The organism is Micromonospora sp. NPDC005707 (assembly GCF_040631005.1).
Classification (GTDB): Bacteria; Actinomycetota; Actinomycetes; order Mycobacteriales; family Micromonosporaceae; genus Micromonospora.
Genome location: NZ_JBEXYR010000017.1, coordinates 1 through 13,263 on the forward strand (window position 1 = coordinate 1; position 13,263 = coordinate 13,263).

10 protein-coding genes are annotated in these 13,263 nt (G+C 68.9%); 4 read left to right on the forward strand and 6 right to left on the reverse strand.

All coding sequences use genetic code 11. The annotated features are described in order from the left end of the window. Positions 1–75: 75 nt before the first annotated feature. On the forward strand, positions 76–2,718 hold the full coding sequence (locus tag ABZ452_RS27130) for an NPCBM/NEW2 domain-containing protein (protein WP_357948557.1): 2,643 nt from the start codon (positions 76–78) through the stop codon (positions 2,716–2,718). 646 nt (positions 2,719–3,364) lie between these two features. On the opposite strand, the gene ABZ452_RS27135 is transcribed toward ABZ452_RS27130, so the two are convergent. After that, positions 3,365–3,775, reverse strand: a complete 411-nt coding sequence (locus ABZ452_RS27135; protein WP_357948560.1) for a DUF2267 domain-containing protein — start codon at positions 3,773–3,775, stop codon at positions 3,365–3,367. A 481-nt stretch (positions 3,776–4,256) separates the two neighbouring features. Between ABZ452_RS27135 and ABZ452_RS27140 the strand changes: the two genes are divergently transcribed. Then, entirely contained in the window at positions 4,257–5,441 is a 1,185-nt protein-coding gene (locus ABZ452_RS27140; RefSeq protein ID WP_357948563.1) for a low temperature requirement protein A, read from the forward strand. Positions 5,442–5,444: 3 nt separating this feature from the next. Here ABZ452_RS27140 and ABZ452_RS27145 read toward each other — a convergent pair whose 3' ends face one another. From ABZ452_RS27145 to ABZ452_RS27155, 3 genes are all read right to left on the reverse strand, one after another. Next, positions 5,445–6,629 (reverse strand): low temperature requirement protein A, encoded by a 1,185-nt coding sequence (locus ABZ452_RS27145; RefSeq protein WP_357948566.1) that lies wholly within the window; start codon positions 6,627–6,629, stop codon positions 5,445–5,447. A 382-nt stretch (positions 6,630–7,011) separates the two neighbouring features. Further along, positions 7,012–7,626: a CatB-related O-acetyltransferase gene (locus tag ABZ452_RS27150; protein WP_357948569.1), complete on the reverse strand. Its 615-nt coding sequence runs from the start codon at positions 7,624–7,626 to the stop codon at positions 7,012–7,014. 72 nt (positions 7,627–7,698) lie between these two features. Next, positions 7,699–9,240, reverse strand: coding sequence for an FAD-dependent monooxygenase (locus tag ABZ452_RS27155; protein WP_357948571.1), 1,542 nt, complete (start codon positions 9,238–9,240; stop codon positions 7,699–7,701). Positions 9,241–9,338: 98 nt separating this feature from the next. On the opposite strand from ABZ452_RS27155, the gene ABZ452_RS27160 reads away from it, so the two are divergent. Both ABZ452_RS27160 and ABZ452_RS27165 read left to right on the forward strand, forming a co-directional pair. Next, on the forward strand, positions 9,339–9,923 hold the full coding sequence (locus tag ABZ452_RS27160; protein ID WP_357948574.1) for a TetR/AcrR family transcriptional regulator: 585 nt from the start codon (positions 9,339–9,341) through the stop codon (positions 9,921–9,923). A gap of 114 nt (positions 9,924–10,037) precedes the next feature. Beyond that, on the forward strand, positions 10,038–10,433 hold the full coding sequence (locus tag ABZ452_RS27165) for a VOC family protein (RefSeq protein WP_357948577.1): 396 nt from the start codon (positions 10,038–10,040) through the stop codon (positions 10,431–10,433). Positions 10,434–10,625: 192 nt separating this feature from the next. Here ABZ452_RS27165 and ABZ452_RS27170 read toward each other — a convergent pair whose 3' ends face one another. Both ABZ452_RS27170 and ABZ452_RS27175 read right to left on the reverse strand, forming a co-directional pair. Further along, the gene (locus ABZ452_RS27170; protein WP_357948580.1) at positions 10,626–10,832 is read right to left on the reverse strand and encodes a hypothetical protein; all 207 of its coding nucleotides are present in this window, start codon (positions 10,830–10,832) and stop codon (positions 10,626–10,628) included. Between the two features lie 187 nt (positions 10,833–11,019). Then, positions 11,020–12,876 carry a glycoside hydrolase family 15 protein gene (locus tag ABZ452_RS27175; protein ID WP_357948583.1) on the reverse strand — a complete coding sequence of 619 codons (1,857 nt, stop codon included), beginning with the start codon at positions 12,874–12,876 and terminating at the stop codon, positions 11,020–11,022. Positions 12,877–13,263: the final 387 nt, after the last annotated feature.

Here is a 13,263-nt window from a genome sequence, read left to right on the forward strand (position 1 = left end):
GCCGGGCCGCGCGGCCCGGCACCGCGCGCGCCTCGTTCGACCGTCCGAGCCAGTCCCCTTACCGAGGAGGATGCGATGCGCACACCACCACCAGGCAGTCCGCCGTCGCGGCGGAGCACCATCGGCGCGGCCGTCGCCGCGGTCGCGGCACTGCTGCTCGCGCAGCTCGCCGCCCCGGCCCGCGCCGCGGGCCCGGAGACCACGGCCGGGCTCGACCAGGAAGCCATCACGGTGGCGAGCTCGTCGCCGCAGCTCGCCGACGCCGTCAACTGGGCCATGGCGCGTGCACGGCAGCACGTGCAGACCGGCAAGCGCGGCCCGGTGAACGGAAACGGCAGCAACCCCGGCACCGGCGAGGCCGACTACATCCCGTCGTACTGGGCGGGCTACGCCCACCGCACCGCCTTCTACTCACGGGACTTCGTGCACCAGGCCGCGGGCGGCCACCTTCTTGGCCTCGAGGAGGAGAACAAGTCCATGCTCACCGCCTTCGCGGCGAGCGCGAACGAGGCGCGCAAGTGGTATCCACTCTGGGCTTTGAACTTCGACGGCAGCCCCTACAACGTGGACTACCGCAGCGACACCAACTTCGTGCGCGAGGTGCCCGCCGTCTTCGAACTCGTGCAGGAGGCCGAGGAACAGTACCGCTGGACCGGCGACGCCGACTACCTCGACGACCCGGTGCTCTGGCAGTACTACACCACGGCGGTCACCGAATTCGTCGCGCTCCACGACACGCAGCTGCCCAACGGCATCGCCGAGGGCACCGGCCGGGGCATCTTCCAGGGCGCCGCGAGCTACAACGAACGTAGCGACCAGGCCGTGATCGAAGCCGGCGACGGGCTCGCCTCCCAGTACCGGGCGTACCTCGCCTACGCATACCTCGCCCGGGAGAAGGGCGATCTCGCAACGGCGGCGACCTTCGAGCAGAAGGCCGCGGCGCTCAAGCGGTCCTTCGAGGACGACTGGGGCGTCGTCCGGGGCACCTGGGAGTACGTGCGGGGTCGCGGCCCGGCGAACGAGCCGTACGCCGGCTTCGGCCGCGAGAACTCCGTCTTCTACGCGGTCAAGGAGTTCCTCGACGCCAACGACAAGCGCACGTGGGACTACCTTGCATACCTCGACCACATGTACGTCGAGGACCGGCCGCCGAACATCGAGGCGACCACGTACGTACCCGACGCGCTGTTCAACTACGGCTTCGACGAGCAGGCGTGGACCTGGATGAAGGACATCACCGCCAAGCTCCACCTTCCACACGAGGTGCCCACGCAGGGCACGAACGGCGACTACCCCGAGACCAGCTTCACGCTCCTGTCGCAGACCGTCGAGGGACTCGCCGGGGTCCGGCCCAACGCGCCCGAGCACGCGGTGTCCGTCCGCTCGCACCTGCCCGCGGAGATCGGATGGCTCGACCTCGACCACATCCGTGTGGGCGAGCACGACTTCGGCGTCCGCCACGACGGCACGACGAAGACGGTCGTCAACCACAACGCCGGACCCCAACCGCTCGAGGTCACCGTGCAGTTCCCCGGCGGCTGGCCGAAGCTGAAGGTCGACGGCAAACCCGTGAAACCCGAGTACGTGCACGTGAACGGCCGGGCGCTCACCCAGGTCACGCTGACGGTTCCCGTCGGCGCGTCCGTCACCGTCACCACGAGCGGTGACGTGAACCCGAACCGGCACGGCGACCTCATCCTCACTCACCCGCAGGACTACGCGCTGCTCTCGCCCGCCGACGGTGCGACGGGCCTGCCCGCCAAGGGTGTGACCTTCGCGTGGGAGCCCTCGGTCAACGCGCGGGAGTACCGCCTGCGGGTCGCTAGCGACGCCGCGATGACCGACGTCGTCGCCGAGGCCACGGTCACGGAACCAACCGCGAGGATCGCCTCCCTCGATGCCGGGCGAACCTTCTACTGGGAGGTCACGGCGGTCAACCCGAAGACCGGACAGGAACTCGTGGTCCCCGGCGGGGAGTGGGGGTTCCGCACCCTGCCCGCCGCCGTGCCCGAAGCGCCATCCCCGGTGGCCGCGTACCGCGTCGGTGACGCCGTCGGCGTCACCTGGACGGCGGCCGAGAGCGCGCTGACGTCGACGGTCTACCGCACGCCGGCGGGGAGCGACGACTTCACGGCCATCGCGACCGGGCAGACCGGCAGGTCCTTCCTGGATCGCGAGGCGGCCGGCGGACCGTATCGGTATCGGGTGACCTCGACGAATGAAATCGGCGAGGGGCCGGGCACGGTCGTCGAGGAGCAGGCGGCGCCCGCCGACGGCCCCGCCGAACACCTCAGCGACCGTGACTGGGTCTCGGCGACGGCCGGGTGGCGGTCGGTGCTGAAGGACCGCGCCGTGTCGGGAAACCCGATCCGCCTCGCCGGCACCGAGTACGCCAAGGGCATCGGCACCCATGCGAACTCGGAGGTCGTCTACGACCTCGAACCGACGGACACGAGGTTCATCGCGATCGTCGGCATCGACGACGTGCAGCGCACCTCGCCCAACGCGTCGGTCGTCTTCCAGGTGCTCGCCGACGGCAAGGTCGTGTACGACAGCGGCCTCATGCGCGCCCAGCCGTACTCGCCACCGCAGCGCGTCGAACTCGACGTCCTCGGTGTCGAGCGGCTCGTGCTGCGGGTCACGGACGCCGGCAACACGAACAACAGCGACCACGCGGACTGGGCCGACGCCAAGGTCCTCCGCCTCCCGGGGAGCTGATGCGCGTCGCGGGGCGGAAAGTCGAAGGCTCCCTTCGATATACGCCTGTCCAAAGACCGCAGGTAGTCGTCAACAACCCGAGTTACCCCGTTCGTTTGACAGACCCTTGACTCGGCTGCGGCGGACCGGGCCGCCGAGGCGGCAGTGGCAGCCGCCCGTGCCGGCGTCTACGCGCCCGCCAGCGGTCCCAACTGACGTTTCGGGACGTCCGTGGCGGATCGGTTTCGGGACCGTCCGACTTGACGATCTTTGGTTTGGTGACAGCCCGTGGCGAAGGGGCTTGCGATCATGCTTACGTCGCGCGGCGCCGCCTGGGCTGGCTCCCGGTCAGCGCCGCCGTCGGGATCGGGCTTGGCGCGGTCGTCCTGGTCGCCAATGCGGTGCTGGTCTTCGCGAGCTGACGCACGTCACGCCATGATCGCCGTTCCGGGAGCGGCGATCATGGCCTGCCTCCGGTGCCGTCGCTCCCCGCCAGGCCGCCACATGGAGCGCAGCGACGTGGACAGCGCGCAAGCCGGGTCCCCGCCGCGCGGGACCGGGTGCTGCACGCCGCCGTCGCGCTCACCGACCATGCGTCGATTCCGTGAGCACGCACGACCTCGCCGAGGAGCTGGGCGCCCGACTGCTCCTGCTTCAACCCTGCGTGCTACGAGCCGGGGCGTCGCCCGCCACCGGTCGCCACCGGTTCGATCAGCTGCGAGAACTCCTCGGGAAGTTGGGCCATGGCGTTCTCGAACTCGTCTCGGGTTACGGCCTCACACAGGGTGGTGAGCACCGCGCGGACCCCGGCACCGGCGAGCGCACGGTCGACCTCCGGACGATCCCCCACCCGCCGCACAAACTCGTCGAGCCCGAACGAGGTGGCCATCTCCCCTCCGAGCGGTCTGCTCAGGTGTTCGGCAAGTCGGTCCGGAAGCTGATAGGCGAGGTCCTCAGCCTGGCCGGCGCTGATCCGATCCGCCAACGTCTCCAACGTCACGCCGGTCAGTGTCGCCGCCTGGTCGGTCGACACCTTTGCCCGCGTGGCCACGGCAATGATGAAATCGTCGTATTCCACCTGATTCTCCTCTCCGGCCAGCTCCTCGTGAACGGCTGGAACGCAGCACGTCGCTTCGTTGAGCGAACTGGTACCTCGACAGCCTGCTAGGACGGAGGGTGATCCGGCCTCATCCCCATCGGGCGAATCATCACGGCGCCCTGCGGCGACGTCCTCGACATTCCGGTGGAACGGGACGAGCGGGAGAGGTGTTGGCGAGGCTGCGCCAGGGCGGCTACGGGCTCACCCGCGGCTGCAGACCGGTCCCGCCGGGAGGGCCTGCGCGGGACCCACCGGGCGGACCTGGTTTGGCCTGAACGCCCCCGGCCATCTCGCGGCGGCCATCACTGCATTGCCGACGGTCGGCTGTCGGGCGGATGACCGATGTATACGGCCTCCGCCCTGCTGCGCCGTTTCCGCTCTCCGGCGACCTCCGCTTTTGTAAGTTGGCGACAGAAGCGTGCCTCCGCCCCCGAGGGGCGTACCCGAAGGAGGCATACGCGTGAGGCCCGGCCCGCTCCCCCGGATCCTTCGCCGGCGAGGCGAGCCGGACTATCCGACGTTCCTGGAGCTCTTCTTCGACCTGGTCTACATCTTCATGCTGTCCAGGCTCTCGGCAGGGCTGGCCGGGGACCTCACCGTCCGGGGCGTCGCCCAGACCGCCGTCCTGTTGATGGCCGCCTGGTGGGTCTGGGTGCTGACCGCGTGGCTCACCGATCTGTTCAATCCACGGCTGCCGGTCATCCAGGCCACCGTCCTGACGGTCATGTTCGGCACCTTGTTGATGGCGATCGCGGTGCCGTACGCCTTCGCCGGGTACGGCTGGCTGTTCGTCGCGGGGTACTTCGGCATCCATCTCGTCCGGGACGCCGTCCTCATCCCCGGTACCCGGGTGAATCGCCCGATCCAGGCCCGGAGCGTCCGGGTGTTCTTCTGGTTCGGCGTCACGGCGCTGCCATGGGTGGCCGGGGCGGTCGTGCACGGAACGGCCCGGCTGCTGCTCTGGTCGGTCGCGGTGGCGGTCGACCTCGGGTCGGCCCGCTTGGGCTGGCCGACGCCGAAACTGGGTCGCACCGAACTGGCCAGTCAGATCTTCACCGGCACCCACCTGTCCGAGCGGCATCGAGAGATCTTCATCATCGCCCTTGGCGAGCTGATCCTGAGCTGCGGCATCGGGCTGGCCGGCAGCGGCTTCCAGGCCGGCCGGGTGGCCACGAGTTTCGTCGGGTTCGCCGGCGCTGTCGTGCTCTTTCAGCTCTACTTCCACCGGGTGCGGCAGCTGTTGGCACCGCCGGCCGTCACGGCGGTGGAGCGGGTCCGGCCCGGCACCTCCACCTCGTACAGCCACCTGGTGATGGTGGCCGGGGTGCTGGTGGTGTCGACCAGCGTCGCGCTGGTCATCGACCAGCCGTTCGGTGCGGCACCGGCGGCCTGGATCGTCGCGATCCTGGGCGGGCCGGCGCTGTTCCTGCTCGGGAGTTGCCTGTTCGACGCCGTGGTCACCGGGCGGGTCCTCTGGTCCCGGGCGGTGGGGATCGTGGTGCTGTGCGTCATCGGCCCCGTGATGCCGCTGCTTCCGCCGCTGGCCATCCTGGTCGTGGCGAATCTGGTGCTGCTGCTCATCCTGGTCTGGGAGACGCTGCCCGCACACGTGCGGCCGGTCCAGGTCACCGCGCCGAGCGGGTGAAGGTCACCCGAGCGCTGGTGGCATCGGCGCGCGGGCGTGCCGGCGGGTGCTCACCAGGTTCGCCGCGGCGACCAGGGCCAGGATGCTCATGGCGAGCAGCGCGACCACGACCGGCGGCAGCAGGCCCGCGGCCGGCGCCGCGCCGGCCAGCAGGACCAGCCCGGCCAGCCGGGACCGGGAGATCCGACCGAAGACCGTGTAGTCCAGCGCTGCGCGGCCGGCCAGGAACAGCGCCGGTCCGCCGAGGATGACCGCAGCCCACGCCGGCGGCGTCTCTCCGAAGGGACGCATCACGACGAGGTGGCTCGTGACCGCCATGCCGCCGATGCCCGCCACCATGATCAGGTGAGTGACCGCGGCGGACTGCGTGAGCAGTGACGGGTTCGCCGATCGCGCGATGGCCTCGGTCAGCAGCTCGCCGGCCCGGTAGATGTAGATCCGCCAGGCCAGCACCACGATCGTGAACACCACCAGGAGCGCCCACGCCCGGCCCATGGTGTAGTCGTTCAGGGTGAAGGTCGTCCCGGTGACGAAGATGGCCGCGCCGAGCGCGATGATGACGAACTGTCGGTACCGCTCGGCGACCCGCTCGCCGACCAGCTGCCACTCCTGTGGCTGCGACCGCCCGAGCTTCGGCAGCGGCCAGCCGAGCGAGGCGGCGACGTACTCCATGGTGATGGTCGCCGCCCAGAGCAGGAGGCGGGTGTGGCCGGTGGCCAGCGCACCGCCGATCCAGCCGACTGCGGCGATCGTGTACCAGAACATGACCCGGCCGCTGCGGCGCGGCTCTGCCGCGCTTGGCAGGAGCAGGAGGTAGTAGCTGCTCGAACCGAGGTGGATCGCCAGATAGGTGATCGCGAAGAGCAGGCCACGCCCGTCGTACGCGTCGGGTGCCGCGGCCGCCAGCAGCAGGCTGCTCGCCGCCACCCCGATGAACTGCACCTGGACCGCGGGCCGCATCAGGTCCAGGGTGTCGGCGGCCCACGTGGTCACCGCCCAGACCAGGGTGAACGCGAGCAGCAGGACCAGCGTCTGGGCGACGCCGGTCCAGCTCACGTCGTCGGCGAGCGTCTTGACCAGGGAGATCATGGCAAAGACGTACGTCAGGTCGAAGAAGAGTTCCAGGAACGCCGGGCGGGCAGGGTCCCGTGGGATCGGAGCCGCCGTGTTGGCACCGCCTTCGGTCACCATCGACGTCCCCCGGACCCCCGCACCGTCCTCGCCTGATGACACCCTACGGGCACCGGCCCGCCCGCACGCTCGCGATCGGCACCATATCCCGCTACCGCGATCTCTCGGTCGTGACGGCCCGGTTGGCGATGGCTGCCGCGCTCGGCGCCGTCGGGGATAACCGAACGCGTTTCCGGTTCCGCATTCCGAGTCGCTGCCCCCGCCAAGAACGGCGAGCCCGTCCGGCAGCGGGCCGAGTTCCCCGACGATGCCGCGCAGCGGTTCCAGGTCGTCGAGCGGTGCCTCGGGGTCCAAATGGGCGAGCGGGACGGCGCGTTCGCGAAGCCAGTCGGTGAACGGGACGCCAACGTATGAGCGGGGCATGCTGACGGCTCGATTCTCAGCGCCGGGAAGGGGCTGGGGCAGCGGCTTCGAGGTCGTCGACGGTGCCGGACATGATGGTGGGGAGATGTTCGGTGAGGTGCGGCAGCGGCCAGTCCCACCAGGCCAGCGCGAGGAGTCGGTCGATATCGGCGTCGCTGTAGCGGCGGCGCAGCAGCCGGGCGGGGTTGCCGCCGACGATGCCGTAGTCGGGGACGTCGTCAACGACGACGGAGCCGGAGGCGATGATTGCTCCGTGACCGATGCGGACGCCGGGCATCACCATGGTCCCGTACCCGAACCACACGTCGTTCCCCACCGTGGTGTCACCCCGTCCGGGCAGGCCGGTGATGAGGTCGAAGTGGTCGGCCCAGGAACCGCCCATGATCGGGAAGGGGAAGGTCGAGGGGCCGTCCATCCGGTGGTTTGCGCCGTTCATGATGAACCGCACGCCCTCGCCCAGCGCGCAGAACTTGCCGATGACGAGCTTCTCGGGCCCGTAGTGGTACAGGACGTTGCGGTTCTCGAAGGCGGTCGGGTCCTCCGGATCGTCGTAGTAGGTGAACTCCCCGACGGTGATCAGCGGTGAGGTCACCAGTGCTTTGAGCAGCACGACCCGCGGTTGGTCGGGCATCGGATGCACCACGGTGGGGTCGGCGGGAGTGGGTGGCATGTGTGATCGCTTCCTTCCGGAGGGCCTTCGACGTCAGGAGTTGTTCTCGGGGACACCGAACCACCGGGTGAGCGCTTCGCGCAGCGCCGGCGCGGCGTGAGCGGCGGATTCGTCGACGGCTGCTGCCCAGGCGACGTGCGAGTCCGGGCGGATCAGGATGGCGTCGGCCGGGCGGTCGTCGGTCCTGGCTGTGCGGACGTCGACGCGGGATCGCCAGCCTCCAGCCGCCCGGCGGAGATCCTCGCGGTCGGCGAGATCCAGGAGAACGGGCCGAGCGGTGTGCAGGAGTTCGCCAAGGCCGGTCACTGCCCGGTCGCTGTGCAGGGCGAGGTCGGGGACGAACGCTCCGACCAACGGGTGGTGGCCGGATGAACCGGGCATCGGGTAGCGGATGTCGGAGCCGGCGACGAGCGCCCCCATGCGGCGCAGTGGCTGCTCGTCGGCGAGTAGCTCCTGAAAGACCTCGCGGAGCGCCTCGGCGGCCGGGTCGGTTCCGCGCCGCATCGCCACCTGGGCCCGGGTGTGCAGCATGGTGCGGGCGCCAGCGAGGGTCCGTTCGTTGTGGTAGGTGTCCAGCAGACCGTCCGGCGCCCAGCCGTGGACCGCGGCGGCCAGCTTCCAGGCCAGGTTGACCGCGTCGAGCATGCCGGCATTGATCGCCACGCCGGTCGCGGGGAATAGATGAGCCGCGTCACCGGCCAGCAGGATGCGTCCTTTCCGGTAATGCTCGGCGTGCCGCGCCTTGAAGGTGAACCGCGACAGCCGGATCGCTTCGCCCACCGGGAGTTCCGCCCCCAGGACGCGACGGAAGCTGTCCTGGAACTCGGTCGTGGACATCGGAGTGTCATCGTCGTACTCCGTGCTCTCATCCTCAGCGGTGTAGAGGGAGACGACGGGTGAATTGGGCGACGCGCCGACGCCGAGGAGCCCTCGGTCCGTGCGGGTGAAGCCCCCGCGGACCGTGCCGAAGCCGGGGACGTCGAGATCACCGTTGGCGAGCACGGTCACCGTGTCGGGAAAGGTGACCTGGGCCAGCCGGTTGACCTCCGGATAGGCGGTGCCGGGGAAAGCGATGCCCGCCCCCGCCCGGACTCGGCTGCGGGCGCCGTCGCAGCCCGCCAGGTAACCGGCGGTCACCCGGTACGGTCCTTCCGGGCCGACCACCTCCGCGGTCACGGTGGCCTCGTCCTGCTCCACCCCGGTCACCTGGTGCCCTCGGCGGATCTCGACACCGAGCTCGCCGGCACGCTCGTCGAGCACTTCTTCGAGGCGCTGTTGCGGGAGCGGTAGAGCACGCAGCGGGGGGTCGACGAGCCCGGTCAGGTCGAGGTGGACGCCGCCGTACGGGAACCGGGGGGCCGGGACGGGGCCGCTGCAGGCGGCCTCGCATCGCTCCAGCAGGCCACGGTGGCGCAGCAGCTCCAGAATCTGTCCGCCGAGGCCACCGGCCTTTGGGGTGTCCCGGCGTCGCCGCTGCCGCTCCAGCACCAGCGGCCGTACCCCGGCCAGGCGCAGTTCACAGGCCAGCATCAGGCCGGTCGGGCCGGCACCCACGATGATCACATCAACATCCATGAACTTCCCTCCAGAACGGCACGTGCCGTGCCGAAAGGAAAGCGCACCGACCGGGATGCCGTCAAGCACGGCACGTGCCGTGCCGGTATGGTGGTGATATGACAAACCCCAGTCGCGGCGCCGCCCGGACCGAGGTCATCATGCGGACCACGCTGGAACTGGGCCAGGAAATTGGCTACGCCAAGCTCAGCATCGAAGCGGTCGCGGCCCGAGCCGGCGCGGGCAAGCACACCATCTACCGCAGGTGGCCATCCAAGGGAGCCCTACTCCTCGACTCACTGCTCTCGCTGCACAAATCCAGCCTGGACTACCCCGACACGGGCGACATCTTCGCCGACCTGCGCACGCAGATCCACGCGGCCGTCGACCTCATGGGCAACCCGCCCTTCGGCCCGCTCTACCAAGCCCTGGTCGGCGAGGCCCAGCATGACCCCCAGCTCGCCGCCGCGCTCAACGAGCGCTTCATCACTCCGCAAGCCGCCATGACCGTCGCCCGACTGGAAACGGCACGCGACCAAGGCCAACTGTCGCCCGCCTTCGACCTGAGCCTGGCCATGGCGATCCTCTCCGGGCCGTTGTACTTCCAATTCCTGATTACTCAGGAACCCCTGACTCACGAGTACGTCGACCGGGTCCTTCGCGCCCTGTTCACCGGCATGGAGAAATCCTCATCAAGCCTGTAAGGGCCTCACCAGCGGCCCGGTCGTCATCGAGCACGCCGGTGACGGTGACAGTAGCAACGTGTTAGGCCCTTGACACCCGAGTGTCCTGGGCAGACCTGACTACCTGGGAGAGTCATGACAAGTAGGTTCACTGAGCTGGTCGTTGACTGCCGGGATCCGGAGAGGCTCGCGGCCTTCTGGTGCGCGGTCCTAGACTTCAAGGTGATCGACCGGAGCGAAGGCAGGGTCGAGATCGGTTCCTGGGTGCCGACCGTCGAGGATGTGCGGGCCCGCCAGATGCCGCCCACCCTGCAGTTCATCCAGGTGCCCGAGGGCAAGACCTTCAAAAACCGGCTTCACCTCGACGTCAGCCCCATCGACGGCAGCACCAAGGACGAGGTGACCAGGTTGCTCAGCCTCGGCGCCACCACGACTGATGTAGGCCAGGGTTCGGACCGCAACTGGGTGGTCATGGCCGACCCCGAGGGCAATGAGTTCGATGTTCTACGCACTCTGGCCCCGGGGAACTAACCAGCCCGCACCTGTACGGCGCGGCCGGCTAAGCGCCGCGCCCGATCGGCGTGAACACCGCTTACAGGGAGGCGAACGCGGCCTACCACGTGGCAGCCTGCCGCTCGCTGCCGCCCTCACCCTCGCCGTCTCCGCCGTTGGCTGGGGCGTTCGTGCGCTGCTGGATCGGTTGATCCGCCGAGCATCAGTTGTCTAGACCGTGCTGGCCAGCCTGGTGTTGCTGAACGAGACAGTCCGCGGTGCCATGACGAGGGCTTGGTCGATGAGCATCCCGCGCAGCATGCTGCGCAGCCGCGCGCTCGCCCACGGCTCGCGCAGCCCGGCCGTTCCGGGAAAGAGCTTTCGCCGCTCGTCGAGCAGCGACACCAGCGCGACCGGCACGCCGAGCAGGGTGCGCACCAACCCGGCGATGCGGTCGAATACCGGCGAGGCACAGGACGACGGTGTCGGCGAGGACTGTCCAGTCGAGATGCTCCGGCAGGTAATGCGACAGTTGATTGATCGCGAACACGTGCACGAGATCGCAGAACGGCTCGAGTGTCGTGGCTCGTCCTGTCGCGGAGTCTCGCCAGCGAGCCACTCCCACTCAATACCATCCCGCGCCTTCGCGGGGACGGGCGTCGAGCAGGCGGTCGAGGTTCACGGCCGTGCCGATCAACGAGAGGTGGCTGAACGCTTGCGGGAAATTGCCGGTCTGCTCACCTGTGGGTGCGATCTCCTCGGAGTAGAGGCCGAGTGGACTGCTGTAGGTGAGCATCTTCTCCAAGGTCAGAGCGGCGTCGTCGAGCCTTCCGGACTCGGCGAGGGCCCGGACGTACCAGAAGCTGCACATGGTGAAGGTGCTCTCCTGCCCGGGAAGTCCGTCGGGCGAGGCGGCCGGGTTGTACCGGTAGACCAGGCTGTCGGACACGAGTTCGTCGTCCATCGCCCGCAGGGTGGACTGCCACACCGGATCCATTGGCGAGACAAACCCGACGGCGGGCATGACGAGCAGCGACGCGTCCAAGACGTCGGTGGCGTAGTGCTGCACAAAGGCACCGCGTCCAGGGTGGAAGCCACGGGTCATGATCTGGTCGTAGATCTGGTTTCGGGTACGCACCCACCGGGCGATGTCGGCCGGTCGCCCGCGCCGGTGCGCGAGGCGGACAGCCCGGTCGAGGGCGACCCAGGACATCAGCCGCCCGTAAGTGAAATCCTGGCGGCCCCCGCGAGTTTCCCAGATTCCGTCTTCAGGCTGGTCCCAGTGCTCGCAAACCCAGTCCACGAGTCGCACAGTGTTCAGCCACAACTGGTGAGAGGCCTGCAGACCATGGCAGTCGGCCTCGTGAAGACCGTTGAGCACCTCGCCGTAGATGTCGAGTTGCAGCTGGTTCGCGGCGCCATTGCCGACCCGCACTGGCGCTGATCCGCGGTAACCCTCGAAATGGTCGAGGACCTCCTCGGAGAGATCGGGCGAGCCGTCGACGCGGTACATGATCTGAAGCGGCACGTCCCCGTTCCTGGCCTCCCGAACCCGGTCGTCGACCCAGAGCATGTACCGCCACGATTCGTCCGTGAAGCCCAGCGTGAGCAGGGTGTGTACGGAGATTGACGCATCGCGGATCCAGGTGTACCGGTAGTCCCAGTTGCGCTGGCCGCCGACCTGCTCGGGCAGCCCAGCGGTGGGGGCGGCGATGAGTGCGCCAGTCGGCGCGTACGTCATGAGCTTGAGCGTCATCGCCGACCGCTCGACCATCTCCCGCCAGCGGCCGGTGTAGCGGGAACGGCCCAGCCACCGCCGCCAGAAGTCGCGGGTCTGCTCCAGCAGCTCCTGCACCTCGCCTGGGGTGTAGGAGTGCGGCCGGTCAGGCGACACTCCTGTTTCCATGACCACGGCCCCCGCCTCGCCCTCGCGCAGCGTACCCATCGCCCAGAAGCCGCCCGTCTCGCTACGCCGCGCGTCCTGCTCGCCGGGTCCGGTTTCGAAATATCGGACGATGCTGACGGAGAGGCAGAGCGTCTGGCTGCGGAACACCTGCCCCTCGGGGTACGAGTCGACCTCGTGCGGATCCCGTCCATAGTTGAAACGGGGTTCGCACTCGACCCGGAACCGCATCTCGCCTCGGACCACCCGCAGCATCCGCACCACACGGTGACGGTCAGTAGCCCTATCCCCCGCGACCGGCATGAAATCCACGAGCTCACCCACGCCGTCCGCGCTGAGAAACCTGGTGATCAGGATCGGCGTGCCGGGCAGGTACAACTGCTTGCTCACGTACTCGACGCCCTCCGGCGACACCGTGAAGTACCCACCCTTGCGCCGATCGAGCAGCGCGCCGAAGAGGCTTGGCGAGTCGAACCGAGGGGCACAGAACCAGTCCAGAGTCCCGTCCGACGCCACCAGCGCCGCGGTTTGCAGATCACCAATCAAGCCGTGGGCCTCCACCGCAGGGTACGAGTCCACCCAGCCCCTCCCAACTCATGTCGCAGTAACCAGAATGTCCCGTACCGGGCTAAACGCCTACGACCGCTCCTAGTCACGACGGTCCAACCGTCACCTGCGCTCCACCTGGCAATGCAAAAAGCTGTCGGCGATGGCATACCAGTTCTTCGGTCGGTGATCGGCGACGACGAGGCTGGTCGCCGTGAGGTGAACGCAGTTGAGCGCGGCAGCCCCGCTCCGAGGTGGCCCGGGGCCGGCCGGCGCCGCGGATGGTGGCGTTGACGCTTTCGATGGCGTTAACGGCCTTTTCGTCCCGGACTGTTCCCGCGTACCGCTACAGCCACTTGTGGGCGATCAAGGGTGGCGGTAGGCATGCCACCAGGCGCTGATTGGCTCTCGCGCCGCGAC

What these genes read in the sequence shown, in the direction of transcription:
- ABZ452_RS27130 (WP_357948557.1), top strand. Translation starts at nt 76, where the DNA reads ATGCGCACACCACCACCAGGCAGTCCGCCGTCGCGGCGGAGCACCATC.
- ABZ452_RS27155 (WP_357948571.1), bottom strand. Translation starts at nt 9,240, where the DNA reads ATGGATGTTGATGTGATCATCGTGGGTGCCGGCCCGACCGGCCTGATG.
- ABZ452_RS27150 (WP_357948569.1), bottom strand. Translation starts at nt 7,626, where the DNA reads ATGCCCGACCAACCGCGGGTCGTGCTGCTCAAAGCACTGGTGACCTCA.
- ABZ452_RS27160 (WP_357948574.1), top strand. Translation starts at nt 9,339, where the DNA reads ATGACAAACCCCAGTCGCGGCGCCGCCCGGACCGAGGTCATCATGCGG.
- ABZ452_RS27165 (WP_357948577.1), top strand. Translation starts at nt 10,038, where the DNA reads ATGACAAGTAGGTTCACTGAGCTGGTCGTTGACTGCCGGGATCCGGAG.